Annotated in this window: 24 protein-coding genes and 1 tRNA gene; 15 read left to right on the forward strand and 10 right to left on the reverse strand. The window is 68.1% G+C overall.

What is annotated here, in order from left to right; genetic code table 11:
- The first annotated feature begins 64 nt into the window (after window positions 1-64).
- Window positions 65-1,270, forward strand: a complete 1,206-nt coding sequence (locus tag AC1RRF_RS09175; RefSeq protein WP_492834092.1) for an MFS transporter — start codon at window positions 65-67, stop codon at window positions 1,268-1,270.
- Here AC1RRF_RS09175 and AC1RRF_RS09180 read toward each other — a convergent pair.
- The 3 genes from AC1RRF_RS09180 to AC1RRF_RS09190 are packed head-to-tail and all read right to left on the reverse strand — an operon-like array spanning window position 1,219 to window position 4,400.
- Complete coding sequence (locus AC1RRF_RS09180) at window positions 1,219-2,769, reverse strand: MFS transporter (protein WP_492834093.1); 1,551 nt, start codon at window positions 2,767-2,769, stop codon at window positions 1,219-1,221. The two genes, AC1RRF_RS09175 and AC1RRF_RS09180, sit on opposite strands and share 52 nt — an antisense overlap.
- Before the next feature lie 48 nt (window positions 2,770-2,817).
- Window positions 2,818-3,486 (reverse strand): class I SAM-dependent methyltransferase, encoded by a 669-nt coding sequence (locus AC1RRF_RS09185; protein ID WP_492834094.1) that lies wholly within the window; start codon window positions 3,484-3,486, stop codon window positions 2,818-2,820.
- Complete coding sequence (locus AC1RRF_RS09190) at window positions 3,483-4,400, reverse strand: NAD(P)/FAD-dependent oxidoreductase (protein ID WP_492834095.1); 918 nt, start codon at window positions 4,398-4,400, stop codon at window positions 3,483-3,485. The genes AC1RRF_RS09185 and AC1RRF_RS09190 overlap by 4 nt, the downstream gene beginning before the upstream one ends.
- A 101-nt stretch (window positions 4,401-4,501) precedes the next feature.
- Between AC1RRF_RS09190 and AC1RRF_RS09195 the strand changes: the two genes are divergently transcribed.
- Window positions 4,502-4,930: an Rrf2 family transcriptional regulator gene (locus AC1RRF_RS09195; protein ID WP_492834096.1), complete on the forward strand. Its 429-nt coding sequence runs from the start codon at window positions 4,502-4,504 to the stop codon at window positions 4,928-4,930.
- Window positions 4,931-4,951: 21 nt separating this feature from the next.
- Here the strand turns inward: AC1RRF_RS09195 and lipB are convergent, their stop codons facing one another.
- Entirely contained in the window at window positions 4,952-5,668 is a 717-nt protein-coding gene (gene lipB / locus AC1RRF_RS09200; RefSeq protein ID WP_492834097.1) for a lipoyl(octanoyl) transferase LipB, read from the reverse strand.
- A gap of 30 nt (window positions 5,669-5,698) precedes the next feature.
- Here lipB and AC1RRF_RS09205 point away from each other — a divergent pair, with 30 nt between their 5' ends.
- The 7 genes from AC1RRF_RS09205 to AC1RRF_RS09235 all read left to right on the forward strand — a co-directional run bounded on the left by AC1RRF_RS09205 (window position 5,699) and on the right by AC1RRF_RS09235 (window position 10,986).
- Complete coding sequence (locus AC1RRF_RS09205) at window positions 5,699-5,995, forward strand: FliM/FliN family flagellar motor switch protein (protein WP_492834098.1); 297 nt, start codon at window positions 5,699-5,701, stop codon at window positions 5,993-5,995.
- Between the two features lie 127 nt (window positions 5,996-6,122).
- Window positions 6,123-6,207: transfer RNA gene (locus AC1RRF_RS09210), tRNA-Leu, on the forward strand.
- A 127-nt stretch (window positions 6,208-6,334) separates the two neighbouring features.
- Complete coding sequence (gene mgtE, locus AC1RRF_RS09215) at window positions 6,335-7,753, forward strand: magnesium transporter (RefSeq protein WP_492834099.1); 1,419 nt, start codon at window positions 6,335-6,337, stop codon at window positions 7,751-7,753.
- A 77-nt stretch (window positions 7,754-7,830) separates the two neighbouring features.
- Window positions 7,831-9,198 carry a lysozyme gene (locus AC1RRF_RS09220; RefSeq protein ID WP_492834100.1) on the forward strand — a complete coding sequence of 456 codons (1,368 nt, stop codon included), beginning with the start codon at window positions 7,831-7,833 and terminating at the stop codon, window positions 9,196-9,198.
- A 36-nt stretch (window positions 9,199-9,234) separates the two neighbouring features.
- Window positions 9,235-10,395 (forward strand): isovaleryl-CoA dehydrogenase, encoded by a 1,161-nt coding sequence (locus tag AC1RRF_RS09225; RefSeq protein WP_492834101.1) that lies wholly within the window; start codon window positions 9,235-9,237, stop codon window positions 10,393-10,395.
- 122 nt (window positions 10,396-10,517) lie between these two features.
- A complete protein-coding gene (locus tag AC1RRF_RS09230; RefSeq protein ID WP_492834102.1) occupies window positions 10,518-10,769 on the forward strand; it encodes a hypothetical protein in 252 nt (83 codons plus the stop codon).
- Between the two features lie 34 nt (window positions 10,770-10,803).
- The gene (locus AC1RRF_RS09235; RefSeq protein ID WP_492834103.1) at window positions 10,804-10,986 is read left to right on the forward strand and encodes a DUF3008 family protein; all 183 of its coding nucleotides are present in this window, start codon (window positions 10,804-10,806) and stop codon (window positions 10,984-10,986) included.
- A 63-nt stretch (window positions 10,987-11,049) separates the two neighbouring features.
- On the opposite strand, the gene AC1RRF_RS09240 is transcribed toward AC1RRF_RS09235, so the two are convergent.
- Window positions 11,050-11,547 (reverse strand): DUF3617 domain-containing protein, encoded by a 498-nt coding sequence (locus tag AC1RRF_RS09240; protein ID WP_492834104.1) that lies wholly within the window; start codon window positions 11,545-11,547, stop codon window positions 11,050-11,052.
- 166 nt (window positions 11,548-11,713) lie between these two features.
- Here AC1RRF_RS09240 and AC1RRF_RS09245 point away from each other — a divergent pair, with 166 nt between their 5' ends.
- Window positions 11,714-12,394, forward strand: a complete 681-nt coding sequence (locus AC1RRF_RS09245; protein ID WP_492834105.1) for an exopolysaccharide biosynthesis protein — start codon at window positions 11,714-11,716, stop codon at window positions 12,392-12,394.
- Between the two features lie 56 nt (window positions 12,395-12,450).
- On the opposite strand, the gene AC1RRF_RS09250 is transcribed toward AC1RRF_RS09245, so the two are convergent.
- The 3 genes from AC1RRF_RS09250 to flbT form a co-directional block, all read right to left on the reverse strand.
- Window positions 12,451-13,281, reverse strand: coding sequence for a flagellin (locus AC1RRF_RS09250; protein WP_492834106.1), 831 nt, complete (start codon window positions 13,279-13,281; stop codon window positions 12,451-12,453).
- A gap of 308 nt (window positions 13,282-13,589) precedes the next feature.
- Complete coding sequence (gene flaF, locus AC1RRF_RS09255) at window positions 13,590-13,955, reverse strand: flagellar biosynthesis regulator FlaF (protein WP_291832465.1); 366 nt, start codon at window positions 13,953-13,955, stop codon at window positions 13,590-13,592.
- The gene (gene flbT, locus AC1RRF_RS09260; protein ID WP_492834159.1) at window positions 13,915-14,337 is read right to left on the reverse strand and encodes a flagellar biosynthesis repressor FlbT; all 423 of its coding nucleotides are present in this window, start codon (window positions 14,335-14,337) and stop codon (window positions 13,915-13,917) included. The genes flaF and flbT overlap by 41 nt, the downstream gene beginning before the upstream one ends.
- A gap of 138 nt (window positions 14,338-14,475) precedes the next feature.
- Between flbT and AC1RRF_RS09265 the strand changes: the two genes are divergently transcribed.
- The 3 genes from AC1RRF_RS09265 to AC1RRF_RS09275 are packed head-to-tail and all read left to right on the forward strand — an operon-like array spanning window position 14,476 to window position 16,976.
- Window positions 14,476-16,266 carry a tetratricopeptide repeat protein gene (locus tag AC1RRF_RS09265; RefSeq protein ID WP_492834107.1) on the forward strand — a complete coding sequence of 597 codons (1,791 nt, stop codon included), beginning with the start codon at window positions 14,476-14,478 and terminating at the stop codon, window positions 16,264-16,266.
- A gap of 36 nt (window positions 16,267-16,302) precedes the next feature.
- Window positions 16,303-16,752, forward strand: coding sequence for a hypothetical protein (locus AC1RRF_RS09270; RefSeq protein WP_492834108.1), 450 nt, complete (start codon window positions 16,303-16,305; stop codon window positions 16,750-16,752).
- An 11-nt stretch (window positions 16,753-16,763) separates the two neighbouring features.
- Window positions 16,764-16,976, forward strand: a complete 213-nt coding sequence (locus AC1RRF_RS09275; RefSeq protein WP_492834109.1) for a hypothetical protein — start codon at window positions 16,764-16,766, stop codon at window positions 16,974-16,976.
- Window positions 16,977-16,985: 9 nt separating this feature from the next.
- Here AC1RRF_RS09275 and cysS read toward each other — a convergent pair whose 3' ends face one another.
- A complete protein-coding gene (cysS, locus tag AC1RRF_RS09280) occupies window positions 16,986-18,395 on the reverse strand; it encodes a cysteine--tRNA ligase (protein ID WP_492834110.1) in 1,410 nt (469 codons plus the stop codon).
- A 117-nt stretch (window positions 18,396-18,512) separates the two neighbouring features.
- Between cysS and folE the strand changes: the two genes are divergently transcribed.
- On the forward strand, window positions 18,513-19,133 hold the full coding sequence (gene folE, locus AC1RRF_RS09285; RefSeq protein WP_492834111.1) for a GTP cyclohydrolase I FolE: 621 nt from the start codon (window positions 18,513-18,515) through the stop codon (window positions 19,131-19,133).
- A gap of 171 nt (window positions 19,134-19,304) precedes the next feature.
- The gene (locus AC1RRF_RS09290) at window positions 19,305-19,739 is read left to right on the forward strand and encodes an ExbD/TolR family protein (protein ID WP_492834112.1); all 435 of its coding nucleotides are present in this window, start codon (window positions 19,305-19,307) and stop codon (window positions 19,737-19,739) included.
- 188 nt (window positions 19,740-19,927) lie between these two features.
- Here AC1RRF_RS09290 and AC1RRF_RS09295 read toward each other — a convergent pair whose 3' ends face one another.
- Window positions 19,928-20,455 carry a hypothetical protein gene (locus tag AC1RRF_RS09295; protein ID WP_492834113.1) on the reverse strand — a complete coding sequence of 176 codons (528 nt, stop codon included), beginning with the start codon at window positions 20,453-20,455 and terminating at the stop codon, window positions 19,928-19,930.
- Between the last annotated feature and the right edge of the window lie 303 nt (window positions 20,456-20,758).

Raw genomic sequence — 20,758 nt, forward strand, 5'->3', positions numbered from 1 at the left:
GGTGCGTATGTAACCACTTCGCTCACATACGAGACGTATGTAATCACATCGAGGCGGTTCCCCAATGGCCAATCCCTACAGAGTCATCTTCAGCGCGCCCGGGGCGGCGGGCTTCGCCTCGGCGGGTTTCGTCGCCCGCCTGCCCATCGCCATGGCGCCCATCGGCATCGTCACCATGCTGGCCCAGACCCACGGCGCCTACTGGCTGGCCGGGGCGGTCGCCGCCGTCTTCACCCTGACCAACGCCCTGGCCGCGCCGCAGATCTCGCGCCTGGTCGATCGCTTTGGACAGAGCCGACTGCTGATCCCCACGGCCGCGGTCGCGGTCATCGCCTTCATCGGACTGATCCTGGCGACGCACCAGCGCTGGCCGGTCTGGACCCTGTTCGTCTTCGCCTTCCTGGCCGCCGCCATGCCGAGCATTCCGGCCATGGTCCGCGCCCGCTGGACGGAGCTGTTCCGGGACCGGCCCGAGTTGAACACCGCCTTCGCCTTCGAATCCGCCGCCGACGAACTGGTCTACATCGCCGGGGCCTCGCTTTCGGTCGGCCTGTCGGTCGCCCTGTTCCCCGAGGCGGGTCTGGTCGCCTCGACGCTGGCCCTGGCCCTGGGCATGACCGCCTTCGTCATCCAGCGCGGCACCGAGCCCCCCGTTCGCGGGTCTGAGGGCGTCGCGCATCGCTCGGCCATCACGCGCCGTCCGGTTCAGATCATCACCCTGGCCCTGATCTTCGTCGGCGCCATCTTCGCCACCGCCGAGGTCAGCACCGTCGCCCTGACCCGCGAACTGAACCAACCCGGCGCCGCCAGCCTGGTGATCGGCGTCTACGCCCTGGGGTCTTTCGCCGTCGGCCTGCTCATCGGGGCGCTGAACCTCAAGGCGCCCCTGCATCGCCAGTTGCTGACGGCCCTGGGGGTCCTGCTTCTGACGTCCGTGCCGCTGCTGCTGGCCGACAGCGTCTGGCTGCTGGCCGCGACCATCTTCCTCAGCGGCGTCGCCATTTCGCCCACCTTCATCACGGCCTTCGGACTGATCGAGCGCCGCGTCCCGGCTGAAGTCCTGACCGAAGGCGTGACCTGGGTGATGACCGGCATCGGCATCGGCATGGCCCTGGGCGCCTTCGTCTCGGGTTCGATCGTGGACCTGTACGGCGCCCGCGCCGGCTTCTGGGTGACGATCGCCGCCGCCACCGCCGCCCTGTCGATCGTCGCCCTGGGTCAATCCGTCCTGGCGGGCGGCGGCAGGCCCGCCCCGGCTCCAGCGGAGTGACGCGGCCCGGCGAGCAGCACGTAGGCCGCCAGGACCGCCAGGACCACGGCCCCCACCCACATGGCGTCCCGCCAGCCTAGAACGAACGCCGCCTTCGCCGCCTGAACCATGGCCTGAACGACCGGATCGCCGCTGCCGGCCCAGGTCACGGCGCCCGCCACGCCCCTGCCGAGGTCCCTCGAAACCTCGACGGGGCCGCCGACGAGGCCGGAGGCGACATGCCGGGCGTAGCCGGCGGCGAAGAGCGCGCCGAGCAAGGCGACCCCCAGGGCCGTGCCGAACTCGCGCGTGACGTCGTTGATCGCGGAGGCGACCCCCTGTCGATCGCGAGGCAGGGCCAGGGTGATGGCCTCTGTCGACGGCGTCATGGCCAGCCCCATGCCCAGGCCCATGGCCGCCATCCCCGGCAGGACAGCCAGATAGCCGCCCTCGACGGACACAAGGCTCGCCATCAGGGCCAACCCCGCCGCGCCCAGGCCCGTGCCCAGACCCATCGTCAGCCGCCCGCCGATCCGGCCCGAGAGCTTCGGCGCCAGCCCCGAGGACGCCATCATCAGAACCGCCATCGGCATCAACGCGAGCGTCGCCATCAGGCCCGACCACCCCATGATGACCTGGAAGAAGGGAAACAGGACGATGAAGACGCCGGCCTGCACCCCGAACCAGACGATCAGGGTCACCGAGCCGGCGGTCAGTCCCCGCTGACGGAACAGGCGGATCTCCAGCAGGGGGGCGAGATGGCGTCGTTCCCAGAAGATGAAGGCCGCCGCTCCGAACAGCCCGACCGCCGCGCCGATCAGGGTCGGCGGCGCGGTCCATCCATGCGCCGGGCCCTCGTGCAGCGCGTAGGTCAAGCCGACGACGCCGATGATGGAAAGGAGGGCTCCGACGCTGTCGAAGCGAGGGACGGAAGCCTGCCGCGAGTTGGGCACGGCGCGCAGCGTCAGCACGGCGGCCACACCGGCCAGGGCGACCGGCAGGACGAACAGCAGGCGCCAGGACGCGAGGTCCACCAGCGCCGCCGACAGGAACATGCCGATGATCCCGCCGCCGCCGGCGACGGCGGTCCAGATCCCGACGCCCTTGGCGCGCGCTTCGTCCGGAAAGGCGGAGGTGATGACCGAAAGGGTGACCGGCATGATGGCCGCCGCGCCTGCGCCGGCCAGGAAGCGGGACGCGAGCATGATCCCGGTCGTCGGCGCCAGAAGGGACGCCAGGTTCGCGACGCCGAACAGCACCAGGCCGGCCAGGAGCATGGGCTTGCGGCCCAGACGGTCCCCCAGGGCGCCCAGCGGCAGCAGCAAGGCGGCCAGGGTGACGGCGTAGATGTTGATGATCCACAGCACCTCGGCCTGGGACGCCCTGAGCGCCAGCGCCATCGGCGGCTGGGCGACGTTGAGCCCGGTGACGCCGGCGATCACAGCCATCAATGCGATGCAGACGGCGGTGAGGATATGGCGCCTGCGGCGCGCATCATGGATGACCGGATCAGCGGACATGGGACACTCCGTGGATGAAGGGCGGGGCGAGCGTGGACGCGCTGCGGGTCAGGCGCGGGCGACCCAGCCCCGGAAGGTGAAGGCCGCGTAGAAGAGCTGGGGATCGGTGAAACCGGCGGCGCTCAGGAGATCGACTTCCGCTTCCGGCGACAGGAGGGGCAGTTGATCGCCCAGCGCGCGGGCGCCGCCCTTCGCCTTGTCGATCGGGACGCCGTTGTCGGCGGCGAAGGCCGCGAAGCGATCCAGCCAGAGAGTCCGATCCGGCCCCTCGGGGATGCTGTGGTGCGCGACGACGAGCGGCGCGCCCGGCTTCAGCCTGCGCCGGATCTCCGTCAGGGTCGAAAGGCGCTGCTCCACCGGCACGAAATGCAGCGTCAGCAGACAACAGGCGCCGTCGAAGGGTCCCTCCGGCGCCGCGCCGACATAGCCGTGGTGGAGTTCCGCTCGCGCAACGCACGGACCCAGGGTCGCTCGCGCCAGCTTGAGCATCTCGGCCGAGGGATCGACGCCCACGAACCGCCAGTCCGGCTGGGCGTCGGCGAAGGCGCGAAGCTCCAGCCCGCCGCCGGCGCCCACCACGAGGATCCGGCCGTCGGCCGGCGCCGTCTCCGCCAGCAGCAACCGGGTCATGCGCTGAAGGTCGCTGAATCCGGGCACCAGACGGGGCGGATTTTCGGCATAGCGGGCGACCGCGGCGGGATCGTCGAAGCCGCTCATGGACGGCTTCCGCCCGCTTCGTCCAGGACCATGGCGCGGTGGGCCGAAACACCCGCCATGACCCCCGCCGCCGAGGCCAGGGTGGCGTTGAACATCGCCGTGGCCGCATCGCCCGCCGCGAAGACGCCGGGCACGCTGGTCTGCTGCATCGGATCGACCTCGATATGAGGCCCGGTCATGCCGTCGGTGAAGGCGCAGCCCAGCTGTTCCGCCAGAGGGCTGGCCATGCGCGTGCGGGGCGCGGTGAAGACGATCTCGGCGGGAACGATGCGGCCGTCCGCCAACCGCAAAGCCTCGGTTCCGGAGCCTTCGCCCAGCAGTTCGACGACCGGGGTGCGTTCGACCCCGACCCCGCGCGCGGCGAGCAGCGCCGCCTCTTCCCCGGTCGGCTCGAAGACGCCTTGCGTGAAGAAGGTGGTCGGGCCCCAGTCCGGCAGCATCATCGCCTGGTGCACGGCCCCCGGGACGTTGGCGATGGCGGCGAACCGTCGGTCGCGCACTTCGTAGCCGTGGCAATAGGGGCAGTGCAGGACGCTGACGCCCCAGCGGGGGATCATCGATTCAAGGGGCAGATCGTCGGTGACCCCAGTGGCCAGGATGAGCTTGCGCCCGGTCACCTCAGCGCCGTCCGACAGAGTCACGGTCGCGCGATCCGCGTCCCGGGCCGCCGAAACGGCCTCGGCATGGACGAAATCGACGGTCGAGTATCGCGCCAGCTGGGTCAGGCCCTCGCGCATGATGTCCGCGGGCGCGACCCCGTCCTGACCGAGGAACCCCTGGGATGTCGCGGCGAACCGGTTCCGGGGGCGACCGGCGTCGACCAGGAGGACCCGGCGGCGCGCCCGGGCCAGCTGCATGGCGGCGGACAGGCCGGCGAAGCTGCCCCCCACTACGATCGCGTCATACTCATCCATCGCGGACTCTCGTAACTTTTGATGTTGCGAGACAGATATGATGCGCAGCGCACATCATGCAACCCCTTTTGTTACGTGATGGGATGACCTAGATTGGCCGGATGCCCACTGACAACCGCCTGTCCCGGATGCTGCACGTGCTGATTCACATGGATCACATCGGCGCCCCCGTGACCTCGGAGACCATCGGCCGAATGCTCCACACCAATCCGGTCGTGGTTCGACGCACCATGGCCGGGCTCAAGACCGCCGGCTATCTGACGTCGGTGAAGGGCCACGGGGGCGGCTGGACACTCGCCAAATCCCTTGACGAGGTCACGCTGCGCGACATTCACGCCGCGCTGGGCAGCCCCAAGGTGTTCGCGATCGGCCTCTCGGACGACGATCCCCGATGTCTGGTGGAGCGGGCGGTCAACGTCGCCCTGGAGGACGCCATGGTCGAGGCGGAGCGGCGGTTGCTCACCCGCTTCGGCGAGGTGACGATCGGAGACCTGTCCCGAACGGTGGCCGTCTCACGTCAGGCCGGCTGAGGCCGTTTCAGGCCCCGCGCCTCAAACCGGCGCCGTCCCCGCTTGCACCGCTCCGAACACCCGCCGGAAGCTGATCTTCAGAGCCTCATCCGCCTCGTCCATCGTGGCGGGGACGCCGAGGTCGACCAGGCTGGTGACCCCGTGCTCCTGAATGCCGCACGGCACGATGCCGCCGAAATGGTCCAGGTTGGGTTCGACGTTCAGGCTGATGCCGTGGAAGCTGACCCACTTCCTTACCTTGACGCCGATGGCGGCGATCTTGTCCTCGCGCGACCAACCGGGCCCCTTGCGCTCGACCCAGACGCCGACGCGGCCCTCGCGCACGTCGGCGGCGACGTTGAACTCGCCCAGGGCCCCGATGATCCATTGCTCCAGGCCGCGCACGAAGGCGCGGACATCCTTGCCGCGCGCGTTCAGGTCCAGCATCACATAGGCCACCCGCTGACCGGGGCCGTGGTAGGTGAACTGCCCGCCCCGTCCGCTGCGGTGGACCGGGAAGCGGCCGGCGTCCAGCAGGTCGTCGTCCTTGGACGACACCCCCGCCGTGTACAGCGGCGGATGCTCCAGCAGCCAGATCAGCTCGGGCGCCTCGCCCGCCGCGATGGCGGCGGCGCGGGCCTCCATGGCCTCGACGGCGGCGGGATAGTCGACATAGCCGTCCGAACGCGCCCATTCGACGGCCCGACCGTCGGTCCGGGCCAGCTTTGATACGGTTTCGCTTAAGGACTGGGAAAGCATGTCGCCCCCAATGTGGGGATCGGGAGCCCCATGCAAGACCACCCCGCCCTGTCCCCTTCAGTATCAGAGTCCCCCGTGAGCCAGATCGAAGCTGTCGATGTCGAGATCTCGGTCGTCCTGGGGCGCTCCGTGCTGCCCATGAGCCAGCTGCTCCGGATGGGCCGCGGGGCGGTGATTCCGCTGGATGCGTCGGAGCACGACGAGGTCTGGATCCTGGCCAACAATCACCCGGTCGCGCGCGGCGAGATCGAGATTCGCGAAGACCGCATCGCCATCACGGTGACCCGGGCCGCCGACGTCTACGACTTCATGGCCGGGGCGGCCTGATCACAGCGCTGCGGCTGTAGGCTCAAACCGGGCCCTGCACCCTAATTCCCACACGCTAATTCCTGCGCCTTCCGGCGCCCCCTTCCCTTTCCCCATTCTCTCCGCTATCAGCCGCCCTCCGATGCGAGCGGTCGTGGCGGAATTGGTAGACGCGCAGCGTTGAGGTCGCTGTGGGGCAACCCGTGGAAGTTCGAGTCTTCTCGACCGCACCATCGATTTTTGGCCACATGTCCCCCTACCAAGGGACCGGCCGCCACTTCAGACGGGAACGGGTTTCATCGTTCCCAAGGGCGAATCTTCGGCTAAGGCTGATTTGAACATTTGAAGGGAGGCCGCCGCGTGAGCACCACCGCAACCGCCCCCCTGCCGCCCGCCGAAGACGACGACATCGAACACATCGCCCTGGACGAGGACTATGTCCTGACGCCGGGCTTCGTCGAAAAGGTGGTCGACGCCGCCGACGACGGCGACGGCCTGAAGCTGCGCTCGCTGCTGGAAGACCTCCACCCGGCCGACGTGGCCGACCTGATGGGCTTCCTGACCGAACAGCACCGGGCCGTGGTGGTCGTCTGGCTGCCGCCCGAGCTGCTGGCCGACACCCTGCCCGAACTGGACGACAGCATCCGGGAAGAGGTGCTGGAACGCGTTCCGCACCTGACCCTGGCCGAGGCCCTGCAGGAGCTGGACTCCGACGACGCCGCCGCCGTGGTCGAGGACCTGGAGGACGACCAGCGCGAGAAGGTGCTGGCGGCCATGCCCGAGGTGGATCGCGCCGCGATCGAAAGCTCGCTGGGCTATGCGGAGGACTCCGCCGGCCGGATGATGCAGCGCGAGGTGATGGCCGCGCCCCAGTTCTGGAACGTCGGCGACACCATCGACCACATCCGCAAGCAGGGCGAGGAACTGCCCGAGCTGTTCTTCGACATCTATGTGGTCGATCCGCTGAACCGCCCCGTCGGCGGCGTCCCGGTCAGCCAACTGCTGCGCAGTCCGCGCGCCATGACGCTGACCGAGGTCATGGGGCCGATCAACGAGATCACCGTCGATCAGGACCAGGAAGAGGTCGCCTACATCTTCGAGAAATACCACCTGATCTCGGCCCCGGTGATCGATGTCGCGGGGCGGCTGGTCGGGCAGATCACGGTCGATGACATCGTCAACATCATTCAGGAAGAGAACCGCGAGGACATCCTGCGTCTGGCCGGCGTGGCCGACGAGGACCGCGGCTCGTCCGTGCCCGAGATCGTACGCAGCCGCGTGCCCTGGCTGGCCATCAACCTGGCCACCGCCACCCTGGGCGCCAGCGTCATCGGCTGGTTCGAGGGCACCATCCAGCACATCGTGGCCCTGGCCATCCTGATGCCCATCGTCTCGGCCATCGGCGGCAACGCCGGCACCCAGGCCCTGACGGTGACGGTGCGCGCGCTGGCGACCCGCGAACTGAACAGCTCCAACGCCCCGCGCACCTTCTGGCGCGAACTGGTGGTGGGACTGGCCAACGGCCTGGTGCTGGCCCCGCTGATCGGCATCGCCACCGCCCTGTGGTTCCGCGACGAGGACTGGCGCATCGGGTTGGTGATCGCCGCGGCCATGGTGCTGAACCTGCTGGTGGCGGCCACCGTCGGGGTGCTGACGCCCCTGACCCTGTCTCGGTTCAAATTCGACCCGGCGGTGTCTTCGGCCGTTTTCGTCACGGCGACGACAGACTTCTTCGGTTTCCTGATCTTCCTGGGCCTGGCGACCATCGTCCTGATGTGACGACGGCGCGCACGGCGCGGGTCTTGCGGGCTGTTCCCGCAAGCGGAAGCGTCCGTCCCGATCTGGAACAAACCCCTGTGCTCGACACGAACAGGCCCCGTCTGAAGATCTCCCGCGCGGGGATCGTGCTCATCAAGAGCTTCGAGAGCTTCCGCTCGCGCGCCGTTCAGCGCGAGGACGGCCGCTGGGTGATCGGCTACGGCCACACCGCTTCGGCCCGCGACGGGCTGACGGTGGGCGAGCAGGACGCCGAACTGCTGCTGCAATATGACCTGATGCCGGTGGCCAAGGCGCTGAACGAACAGGTCGAGGCCGTCCTGAACCAGCATCAGTTCGACGCCCTGGCCAGTTTCGCCGTCTCGGTGGGCGTGGACCGTTTCCTGACGTCAGACGTGCTGGAACGGCTGAACGCCGGCCACGCCGGAGAAGCGGCCGACGCCCTGGTCGGCTGGCCCGAGACCCCGTCGCCCGACAGCGCCCTGCGCCGCCGCGCCGCCGAGCGCGCCCTGTTCGTGGCCGATCCCGCCTCGCCGGTGCTGTTGTCAGATCTGCTGACCGCCCCCCTGCCGCCGCCGCCGGTGCCCGTCGCCGAGCAGGAGCCGGAACCGCAGGCCGATCCGAACGCCAGCCGGGCCGCCGCCGTGGCCTCTCTGCTGGGCGAGACCCCGATGGCGCTCGAAGCGCCGGAAGCGGATGTCGCGCCCGAGCCCGAACCAGAACCCCAGCCCGCCGCGGTGGAAGCGCCGCGCCCCCTGCCCAGCGGGTGGCAGCCGCAGGGACAGATGTGGACGCCGCCGCCGCCGACGATCGTCGCCCAGTCGCAGCGCTATTCCCCCTACGCCGCCGCCATCATCGGTCCCCTGCCCGGCTTCCCGAAGCTGGAGCTGAGGTCCAAGCCGGAACCCGCGCCTGAACCGGCGCCGGAGCCCGAGCCGGAGCCAGAGCCCGAACCGGAGGTCGCCGCCGCGCCGGAGCCCGAGCCCGTCGCACAGCCGGTGCGGACGCCCGTCTTCCCGCAGGCCCCGATCTTCGCCGCCGACGCCGCCACGCCGTCGCCCTTCCCGCCGCTGGAGCTGACTCCGGCGGTCGAGGCCGACTTCGCCGAACCGGCTCGCGACGCCTGGACGCCCGAGCAACGCACCACGCCCGAGGCGCCCGGGGAGGCCCTGTTCGAGGACGAGCCGCCGCTGGCCGTGCTGCGCCACGAGGTCGACCCGACCCCGGCCAAACGCTTCAGCCTGATCGAGACCGGCCCCTATCTGATCATGGGCGGGCTGGGGCTGTTCGCCTGCGCCGCCTCGGCCGCGGCCTTCCGCAAGGCGGTCAGCGATCCGCTGCCGACCAATGAGTTCACGATCATCGCTTGGGTGCTGGCCCTGATCGGGGTCATCTGCGTCGGCGTCTCGGCCTGGAACCTGTCCGTGCGGGCCACGAAGAAGGACTGACTTTGCCTGCCGCGCGGGCAGTGCTACGCCCGCGCCATGAGCATTCCCTTCGCGCCCCAATCCATGGAATTCGGCCTCGGCGAAAACGCCGACGCGATCCGCGACACCACCGCCCGCTGGGCCGCCGACCGGCTGGCGCCGCGCGCCGCCGAGATCGACGAGAAGAACGAATTCGCCCGCGACCTGTGGCCCGAGATGGGCGAGCTGGGTCTGCACGGCATCACGGTCGAGGAAGAGTACGGCGGCCTGGGCCTCGGCTACCTCGAGCATGTGGTGGCGATGGAGGAGGTGTCGCGCGCGTCGGCCTCGATCGGTCTGAGCTACGGCGCCCACTCCAACCTGTGCGTCAACCAGATCCGCCGCTGGGGCACGCCCGAGCAGAAGGCGAAATACCTGCCCAAGCTGATCTCGGGCGAGCACCTGGGGTCGCTGGCCATGTCGGAGGCCGGATCGGGCTCGGACGTGATGTCGATGCGCACCCGCGCCGACAAGAAGGGCGACCGCTACGTCCTGAACGGGACCAAGTTCTGGATCACCAACTCCCCCACCGCCGACACCCTGGTGGTCTATGCCCGCACCGGCGAGGGCAACGGCGGCGTCACCACCTTCCTGATCGAGAAGGGGATGAAGGGCTTCAGCGTCTCCAAGAAGCTGGACAAGATGGGCATGCGCGGCTCGGACACCGCCGAGCTGGTGTTCGAGGACTGCGAAGTCCCGGAAGAGAACGTCATGGGACCCGTCGGCGGCGGCGCCGGGGTGCTGATGAGCGGCCTAGACTATGAGCGCACCGTCCTGTCGGGCGGCCCGCTGGGCATCATGCAGGCGGCGCTGGACGTGGTCCTGCCCTACGTCCGCGAGCGCAAGCAGTTCGGCAAGGCCATCGGCTCGTTCCAGCTGATGCAGGCCAAGGTCGCCGACATGTACGTGGCCCTGAACAGCGCCCGCACCTACGTCTACGCCGTGGCCCGCGCCTGCGATCAGGGCAAGACGACCCGCTATGACGCGGCGGGCGCGATCCTGCTGGCCTCGGAGAACGCGGTGAAGGTGTCGCTGGAGGCCGTGCAGGCCTTGGGCGGCGCCGGCTATACGAGGGAATGGCCGGTCGAGCGTCTGGTCCGCGACGCCAAGCTTTACGACATCGGCGCCGGCACCAACGAGATCCGGCGCTTCCTGATCGGGCGCGAACTACTGGGGTGATGCCGCTCTTTCAGATTCTTGCGATCTGTGGGGCGGCCTGTGCGGGGGTCGCGATCCTTTCGGCCTACGCCATCTGGCCGAGGTTACGGGCGCTTGAAGCGCGGGGCGTGGTGAAGACGCCCGTGCCTGATCTGCTGGAAGGCCGCGTCAACCGCTGGCGAGAAGCCCGCTTGATCTGGGCCACGCCTGTTCCCGCCGATCGCAAGCGCTTGCGGCGGTTGTTGTTGGCGTGCCGAACCTCACAGATCGCCACGGCGCTGTTCTTCATCGCCGCCATGATCACGATGGCGGGCAGCGAAGCGCCGGCGTCCAGGCGCGACACAACCACCTACCCGCCCGTCGAGCCGGTCGTCGTTCTGGAACCAGCGGGCTGACCCGCGGTTGCTCCTGTCTGAAAGGAGTCACGCCATGCCCGCCAGATCCGCCGCCCAACAGAAGGCCGCCGGAGCCGCCCTGTCCGCCAAGCGGGGCGACACGCCCAAGTCCGAACTCAAGGGCGCGTCGAAGTCGATGCTGTCGATGACCGAGAAGCAACTCGAGGAATTCGCGCACACCCGGCGCAAGGGAAAGCTGGAGCACGTCAAACACTAGCCCGGACGACGAAACGGCGGCCCCGCCGCGCGGGACCGCCGTCGTCGCAGGGTTTCGTCCGGACTAGGCCGCCGGGCAGTCGCCCACGCGTTCGGCCGTCATCGTCATGGTGGTTTCCGGCATCGGAGCCGGAGCTCCGGTCGTCTTGCTCTTCACCTCCATCGTGTAGCGGCTGGAGAAGTCGCCCGAGACCCGGATGGCCGATTCCGACTTCATGCCGCCCTGCATCTCGCAGACCGTGCTGGAGACCATGACGTCGCCGTCGCGGCGGAACGGCTGGGTGGTGCAGCTGGCGCCGGGCGTCGCCGACGCGCCGCCGGGGGCCTCGAAGGTCGAGGAGGTGATGCAGGTCTCGACCGGAGCCATCGCGGCGCCGCCGGGCACGCCGGCCATGGCCGTCGTCACGCGCCACAGACCGGGTTTGGGTCCATCCATCGAGGCTGCGGGCGCCGCGGCGCCGGCGTCGCCCGCCTTGGTCTCACCCTCCGACTTTTCACCGCCTTGGCTACACGCCGCCAGGGTCAGGGCCGCGATAGCGGCCGCCGCAATCATCAAACGCATGAAAATCCTCCCATCGGGTACATCCCGATGACCCGAAACGGCCCCGGTTCGGGCCGGGTTCCCCATGCTTTCCCGTCAACCGGTCCGGATGGAGGTTTGTTAAGTGGCGCCGGCGCAGGTTCCCGCCTAGATCGAGTCATCGTCCCTTCCGGATCGCCCGTCGCCGATGCCCGACTACGACTATCAGGCCGACACACGCCCCTTCTCGCAGGTGATCGAGGATATCGGCGCCAAGGACGACCCGAAGCTGTACCTCGGGGAACTGGTCAATGCATTCGGCGAGCGCGGCTTCGGCGCCCTGATGCTGTTCCTGGGCCTGGTCAGCGCCGTCATCGGCGCCGTGCCCGGATCGACCACCATCCTGGGCGCGCCGATCCTGCTGATCGCCTTCCAGCTGGTTATCCGCCGCGACCAGCTGTGGCTGCCGAGTTGGGCGCTCAAGAGCAGCATCGACCGCGAAGGCTACCGCACCGCCATCGCCAAGGTGATGAAACCGCTGCGCAAGGTCGAGCGCTGGTCGCGTCCGCGCCTGTCGATCATGACCAGCGAGGTGTCGGAGGTCCTGATCGGCGTCGCCTGCATCCTGCTGTGCACCATCCTGGTCCTGCCCATTCCGGGCGGTAATCTGGTGCCGTCGCTGATCATCGTCGCCTTCGGCTTCGGTCTGGTGCAGCGCGACGGCCTGGCCATCCTGATCGCCTGGTGCGCCATCGCCCTGCTTTGCGTGGGCGGACTGGTGGTGTGGCTGGCGTGGGAGTGGGTGTCGCCCTTCCTGCTGCCGGTCTGGCATTGGCTCACGGGGCTGGCCCCGCAGGCCTGGCACTGGCTGACCGGCCTGTTCGGCTAGACGCGCGAGACGCCGGAGAGATCTCCCTCTCCGGCGCCTGCGAGAACCTGCCGTGATCAGCCCTGGAACAGGGAAAGGACCAGCTGCGGCGTCTGGTTGGCGATCGAGAGCGCTTGAACCCCCAGCTGCTGCTTTGTCTGCAGGGCCTGGAGCTTGGCGCTTTCCTTCGCCAGATCGGCGTCGACCAGATTGCCCACACCCGCTTCGAGAGCGTCCGACAGCTTGCCGACGAACGTCACGTGGGTGGAAAGCGCCTTCGACTTGGTGCCCAGACGCGCCAGGGCGCCCGAGACCTTGTCGATGGAGGCGGACACGGCCGAAAGGGACGCGTTCGCCTTGGTCAGGGTGTCGATTGATTGCGTCGTCGTAACCGTGACCGTGGTGCTGCCCAGAGACATGACTTCGGCGCCGACCGTCAGGGTCGCCGTGCCTTGAGCGTTGGCCAGAGCCGAGAAACCGGTCGCGCCGGTCTTCAGCAGGTTGATCCCGTTGAAGTCGGCGTTGCCGGTCACCGAGGCGATCTGGTCGCGCAGGGCCTTGAAGTCCTCGTTCAGAGCGGCGCGGGCCGCAGTCTTGAGCGACGCATCAGTCGCCGCGAGAGCCTTCTCCTTCATCTGCAGCAAGAGGTCAGAGACCGTCTCGCCCGCCGCCAGGGCCACGTCGACAGCGGCGACACCGCGATCGAGCGACTGTTTCACCGCGTTCAGCGCCCCGATATCGGCCCGTTGTCCCTGGGCGATCGCCCAGATGGAGCCGTTATCCTTGGCGTTGGCCACGCTCTTGCCGGTGTTGATCCGGTTTTGCGTGATCGCCAGTTGGGCGTTGGTCGCGTTCAGGTTCTGGAGCGCGACTTGCGCGCCCACGTTCGTGTTGACCGACATAACCATCGGATAGTTCCTTCCATTCTGGTCGGTTGTGAAAGGCCTTCTGGCCTTAGAACCGGTTCTGGTTCGCGCACGCCCTCGCAAGGACCGGGCCGGTCCAAGTGGTTGATTTTATTGGAAGGGAACGCGTGCGCCCGCTGCCGGTCGGCAGAATTGGCCGGGGCGTCCGGCGAAGAAGGAGACGTTCTCCCTCCCCTCATGGGGAGGGTGGCCCGCGAAGCGGGGCGGGTGGGGAACAGCCGCACGGTCCCCCCACCCTGTCGTCGCTGCGCGCCGACATCCCTCCCCACAAGGGGGAGGGAGATATGAACTCAGGCCGCCTGGGCCGGAGCGGGAGCCAGGCCCTGCATGATCATCTTGTTGATGTCGATCAGGGCTTCAAAATCGTCCTCGCCGCGCATGATGGCGGAGGAGTGGCGGCCGACGAACAGGCTGATCGAGATGATCTGGGCCCGCAGGCCCATGTCCATGGCGTTGTCCGGATTGGAGCAGTCCGTGGCCAGGGTGGACCACAGGCGCCGGTTCCAATCGAGGGCGTCGATCCGGGTCGAAATGTCCGAGGCGTCCACGGTCGAGGCGTGCATCAACGCCCGGGTCACCTGCCCGAACAGCCGATACTCGGTCTCGCGCGGGGTCTCAGCCCGCGTGGCTGCGGTCTTGTACGCCTGAAGCGACATTGGCCAGACCTTCCTCGTAATCCACCAGTTTGCGGGCCGCCATCAGAGCCTTGTAGTACTCGCGCGCCATGACGTGACGCGAGGCCGAGACGCAGTCGGCGAGTACATCGGGGTTGCGCGTGACGCCCATGAACTCGGTCAGGCGCAGCGCGAATTCGTCGTAGACCTTGGGAGCCGCGGCCTCGTCCAGGTACATCATCATGACCGGGAAATAGATCCGCTTGGCCGGGGAATTCACATCCTCCAGCTGCATGATGTCCTTCTCGCGAAGGACGCTGGCCTTGTTCTGCAGAATCAGGACGCCACGGCGGTCGCCGTTCTGGACGACGGCCCCGTTCAGGACGAATTTCTCGCCGGGCTTGAGCGACAGCTTGAGCGGCATCTGGGCGGTTTCCCCCTGGGTCCCGGGCATACGGTTCTAGAAAACCGGGAACCAACGCAGGCTAAACAGACGTGGTTAACCATCTCTTGTGAGCCGACATCGTCATATTGCCTATCTGCTCCGCTCCCGAGTCGCTTCATGTCCGCCGCCGCCTTCGACGACACCTCCGCCCACGCCCCGGCCCCGGCCGCGCAGGGCATGGCGGGGGACGCCGCCTCCCCCGCCGCCATCAGCCGACTGTCGAAATCCCTGGCCGGGACGCGCTCGCCCAAGAACCAGCGCAAGGCGTTGGAGCTGCTGAAGTCGTCGCTGATGGCGATCCGGGTCAACGACTTCGACCGGGCCACCCAAAGGGCGCTGGACGCCCTGAAGGTCGATGAGACCAACGGCCTGGCCTGGCACGTTCTGGCCATCTGCCAGGAGAAACAAAACCGCTTCGGCCCGGCCATTCACGCCTATGAGGCGGCGCTGCAACTGCTGCCCGACCACACCGACATCGCCCACGACCTGGGCCGTCTGGCGCAGCGGCTGGGCTACCTCGACATCTCCGAGAAGCTGCTGCTGAAATTCCTGGCGGCCAATCCCGGACATATCGAGGCGACCAACAACCTGGCCTGCGTGATGCGCGACCAGAACCGCTATGGCGACGCGATCGAAACCCTGCGGCCGCTGCTGCAGATCGAGGCGGACAGCGCGGTGCTGTGGAACACCCTGGGCACGGTTCTGAACGACCAGGGCCGGCTGAACGAAGCCCTGACCTTCTTCGAGGAGGCGCTGCGGCTGGACCCGACCTTCGCCAAGGCGCGCTACAACCGCGCCAACGCGCGCCGCCCGCTGGGCGACGTGGCCGGCGCCATCGAGGACCTGGAAGCCGCCCTGCCCGGCGCCGAGACCGGGTACGAGGTCGCCATGATGAACATGGCCCGCGCCCTGATGCTGATGGGCGAAGCGCGCATTCCCGAGGCGTTCGAGGCCTATGAGGTGCGTCTGGATCCCAATCTGCCGGACGCCATGCACGTGGCCGTCGACGCGCCGCGCTGGGACCCGAAGACCGAGGACATCCGGGGCAAGCGGGTGCTGGTGGTCGGCGAACAGGGCATCGCCGATGAACTGGTCTTCGCCAACTGCCTGAACGACCTCATCGCGGCCGTGGGTCCGGAGGGACAGGTCTATCTGGCCGTCGAGGCGCGGATGGTCGGCCTGTTCCAGCGCGGCTTCCCCGGGGCCGTCGTCGGCGCCCACAAGGCGGTGCGGCTGGAAGGCCGACTGACCCGCTATGTGCCGTTCGCCGAAGAGCTGGAGCAGAAGCTGGACTGCTGGGTCCCGATCGCCAGCTTGATGGCCGTCTACCGGACTTCGCTGGACGCCTTCCCGACCCACCACGGCTATGTCGTCGCCGATCCGGAGAAGGTCGCCTACTGGAAGGCCGAACTGGCCAAGCTGCCTGCGGGGCTGAAGGTCGGCCTCCACTGGAAGAGCCTGAACATGAGCGGGGCGCGGGCCGCGGTGTTCGCCGCCAGCTTCCAGCGCTGGGAGCCGGTGCTGACCACCCCGGGCTGCGTGATGGTCAACCTGCAGTGCGGGGACGTGTCCGACGACCTGGCCGCCGCCCAGGCCGCCGGCGCTTTCATCTGGACCCCGCCGATCGACCTGAAGGACGATCTGGAGGACGTGGCCGCCCTGTCGGTGGCCTGCGACGTGGTGCTGGGGCCAGGCATCGCCGGGACCAATATCGCCGCCGCGTGCGGGGCCCGGACGTGGATGGTGGCGGCGCCGGACGACTGGCACCTGATGACCACCGACCACTACGTCGTCTATCCTGATGTGAAGATTTTCGTGCGCGGCGCGGTCGACGGCTGGCCCGAGGTGATCGACCGGATGCGGGCGGCCCTGGACCGGGTCGTGGCCGGCGGCTGGAACGCCGCCTGAGCCGTGGCGTTGTCTTCCCTGAACAGGGAGGACGTGATGCCCGAACCCGACGACTACAAGGACGACCAGGAACAGTCTGAAGTTTATGACGAAACCCACCTCGACGACGAGGGGGACGGCGACTTCCTGCTGGACGAGGCCGATCCGGTGCTGGACGTCACCCAGGCCGACGGCGACGCCGATCGGGACGAGTTCGACGAGGACGCCGAACCGGAAGACCTGGACGAGGAGCTCGGCGCCTCGGGCATCGAGGCCGAGGCCGACGCCCTGCTGGGCGTGGACGGCGAGCGATTGACCGAGATCGACGGCGAGAGCCAGGGCCAGCGCGGCGTCGACGAGGTCGAGCTGGTCTATTCCGGCCTGATGGAGAACGCGCGCGGGGCCCAGGCCAGCGCCGCCCACTGGGAGGCCAAACGCCTGTCCGACGACGATATCGCCGACCTGGGCTACGGCCCCGACGGCGACGAAGATCACCCGAAAAACTGAGGAGCGCCGACATGACCGGTCAAACCGAGCATCTGAACAAGGCGCAGGAAGACTGCGACCCCGAGACCCCGCACGCCAAGCGCGCGCCCCGTGAGGACGGCAAGCCGGACCAGCTGGCCGAGAAGGCGCGCGAGGCGAAGAGCCGGCAGGAGGCGCTGGTCGACGAGGGCCTGGAGGAGACCTTCCCGGCCAGCGATCCGGTCAGCGTGAAGCGGATTACGTAGCGCCGCGGGTCAGCCCTTCACCCGCCAGGTCGCCCCCGCCGGGCCGTCCATGACCACGACGTTGAGCGCGTTCAGGCGGTCGCGGATGCGGTCGGCCTCGGGCCAGTCCTTGGCCACGCGGGCGGCGGCGCGCTGCTCCAGCAGGGCCTCGACCTCGACACGGAGGTCGTCGGAGACCTCGCCTTCAAGCCATGCGGCAGGGTCATTCTGGAGCACGCCCAGAATGGCGCCGGCGGCCAGCAGTTTTCCCTTGGCGGCCGAGACGGCCTCGTGGTCGCCGGCGGTCATGCCGCGCTCGATCTCGCTGGACAGGGCGAACAGGGCGGCGAAGGCGCCGGGCGTGTTCAGGTCGTCCTCGATGGCCTTGAGGAAGTCCTCGGGCAGCCAGTCCGGGCCCGCCACGATGGCCGAAGCGCGGTGCAGGGCGCCATAGAGCCGATCCAGCGACTTGCGGCTCTGTTCCAGCAGGGCCTCGTTCCAGTCCAGCGGCTGACGGTAGTGGGCCGAGAGCAGGGCCCAGCGGATCACCTCGCCCGGCAGCCGCTCCAGCAGGGCGTGCGGCAGCAGGATGTTGCCCAGCGACTTGGACATCTTCTCGCCGTCCAGCGTCAGGAAGCCGTTGTGCATCCAGTAGCGGGCGTATTCGTCGTGGGCCTGGTCCTCATGGGCGTGGCCGTGGGCGCAGACGCCCTGGGCGATCTCGTTTTCGTGGTGGGGGAAGACCAGGTCGATGCCGCCGCCGTGGATGTCGATGGGCAGGCCCAGGGTCGCCTCGATCATGGCCGAGCATTCGATATGCCAGCCGGGACGCCCCTCGCCCCAGGGCGACGGCCACGACGGCTCGTTCTCCTTGGAGGGCTTCCACAGGACGAAGTCGTGCGGGTTCTTCTTGTAGGGCGCGATCTCGACGCGGGCGCCGGCGATCATGTCGTCCAGATTGCGGCCCGAGAGCTTGCCGTAGGTCTCGTAGGACGAGACGTCGAACAGGACATGGCCCTCGGCGGCGTAGGCGCAGCCGTGGTCGATGATCGCCCGGATCTGGGCGACGATGGCGTCCATGTGGTCGGTGACATGGGGCGCCAGGTCCGGCGGGCTGACGTTCAGCCGGCCCATGTCCTCCAGATAGGCGGCCTCGTAGCGGGCCGTGATCTCGCCGATCGGCACGCCTTCCAGATGCGCCTTCGCATTGATCTTGTCGTCCACGTCGGTGACGTTGCGGGCATAGATCACCTTGTCGGCGCCGTAGGTGCGGCGCAGCAGGCGGACCAGCACGTCGAACACCACCGGCGGGCGGGCGTTTCCGATGTGGGCGAAGTCATAGACCGTGGGGCCGCACACGTAGAGCGTCACCCGGTTCGGATCGCGCGGCGTGAACACGCGCTTTTCGCGGTGCAGGGTGTCGTGAATCGTCAGCGGCATGAGGGAGTCTTTTGCGGGAGAGTTTTCTTGCGGGACGGACGGGCGGTCCCATATACGCCGCCAAGCTGATAAACAGTCACTGGCGACTTACAAAGCCGCGCGTTCGAGAACCGTCTCATGAGCTCTACCCCCGTCAAGCCCGTTCTGGTCGGCGACAACGACCTGGTCACGCGCCCCAGCCGCGACGAGGCCCTGAAGGCCGTTCGCACCCTGCTGGCGTGGGCGGGGGACAATCCGGACCGTCCGGGCCTGATCGACACGCCGAAACGGGTGGTCGACGCCTATGGCGAATGGTTCGACGGCTATGACGCCGATCCGGCCAAGGAGCTGGGCCGAACGTTCGAGGACGTGCAGGGCTATGACGACATGGTGCTGCTGCGCGACATCGAGGTGGAGAGCCACTGCGAGCATCACATGGCCCCCTTCATCGGCAAGGCCTACGTCGCCTACATCCCCAACGAGAAGGTGGTCGGCATCTCCAAGCTGGCGCGGGTGGTGGAGATCTACTCGCGCCGCCTGCAGACGCAGGAAGTGCTGACCAACCAGATCGCCGACGCCATCGAATCGAATCTGGCGCCGCAGGGCGTGGCCATCCTGATCGACGCCGAACACCAGTGCATGACCACCCGCGGCGTGCACCACCGCCACGTTTCGACCCTGACGACGCGGTTCACCGGCGTGTTCAAGACCGACGCAGCGCTGAAGGACCGTTTCCTCAAGCTGGCGCAAGGGCGCTGAGCCGCCGGAATCGTTTCGCCTGACAGGGGTATTCGGCGCAAACCCGCCGCTCTGGAACCCCAAGGCGCCTGAAGCCGCTTTACAAGCCGGTTAAGGGACGCCAAGAGACGAACCGAAGCTTTCAGTGACGCTCGCCGCGCCAAGCGCCGGGCCTGATGGAGACACCCGATTATGGGCGCCAAACTTTCCGGACCGGGCAGCAAGGCCGGCACGATCGAACAGAACGCGGACATCAACGTCACGCCGTTCGTGGACATCATGCTGGTGCTGCTGATCATCTTCATGGTCGCGGCCCCGATGGCCACCGTGTCGATCCGCCTCGACCTGCCGCCGGCGCAGCCGCCGGTGAACCCGACCGAACAGAAGGATCCGGTGTACATCACCATCCAGGAGAGCGGGAACATCTACATCGCGGACAAGGAATCCTCGATCGCGAACCTGCCCGCCGACGTTTGCGCCGCCCTGGGCGGCCCGAACTGCCGCGAAGAGCGCGTGTTCGTCCGCGCCGACGCCGAGGTGAAGTACAACCAGTTCATGGAAGTCATGAACACGCTGCAGGGCCAGGGCTTCTTCAAGGTCGGCCTGCTGAACGAAGACATCGAATAGGCGTCTCGCCCGTTCAAACGATCAGGGGCCGCTTCCCGATGGGAGGCGGCCCTTTTTCATGCCCCTTCCCGCGCTGAAACCGCCGATGGACCTGCCGTCAGCGGAAGCGCCGCCGGCCGGCATGGAGCCCAAGGAACCGGCCTATGTGAGCCCTTCCATCGTTCATGTTCGGCCCCGAACGCCAACGGTCAGGATTTTTTGCGGAACCAGTTCAAAGGATTCAGCTTCGACAAGAGCTTCAAGAGCCAAAACCGCTGGAGCAGGTTCATCTCCGCGGCAAGCGCGGTGATAATCGGGTCCAAGTCATTGATGTTTTGCTGTAAATCCTGAACGAAGCTGCCCGTGTGCCCCTTGCTGGCCTTCTTCAGCGTCCCTTCGGCCTGGTTGAAGATGAGGTCGATCCGGGCGAGTTGATCGATATCAACCGTGTCAGGCAGATCGACGGCTCGCACATGTTTGAGGACATTGCGGACAACCTCGAGGCTGTTGGCGTCCGTGTAGGCCCCCGCGACACTCTGCGCCCAGTTCGGTGTTGCGTTTGCGCTCTTGAGAACGTTCTCACAGATTCTCCGCAAGGTCCCCGCGGCGAACACCAGCGCCTCCAGCGTGCGAAGCGAACGCTTGTCCTGTCGCTCGCCGGCCAGCATGCCGCCCGCGAATCCCACAACGCCCGATACGGCGATCTGCCCGACCCGGGCCCACACTTCCAAGTCCAAGACACGCTCCTTGCTCTTCTTCCTATGGTAGCAAGCGTGGCGGTTCTCGGGAAGTCGCGTGTGTTTCGGGCGCTTTCGAAACGAAAAAGGGCCGCTCCCGACGACAGGAGCGGCCCTTTTCCCTGTCTGCTCGAACCCTGCCCTATTGCACCGACTGGCGGGGCTGCGAGCCGCCGGTGGCCGGGGCGGAGGCCGCGGGCTGATAGGGGCGTTCGCCGGCGGGCTCCGCGGCGGCCGGAGCAGGCGTACGGGCGGCGGGACGCTGGGCCGGACGGCGCGCGGGCGGACGGGACGCGGCGGGAC

The sequence above is a fragment of the Brevundimonas sp. GW821-FHT12C05 genome (assembly GCF_058807475.1).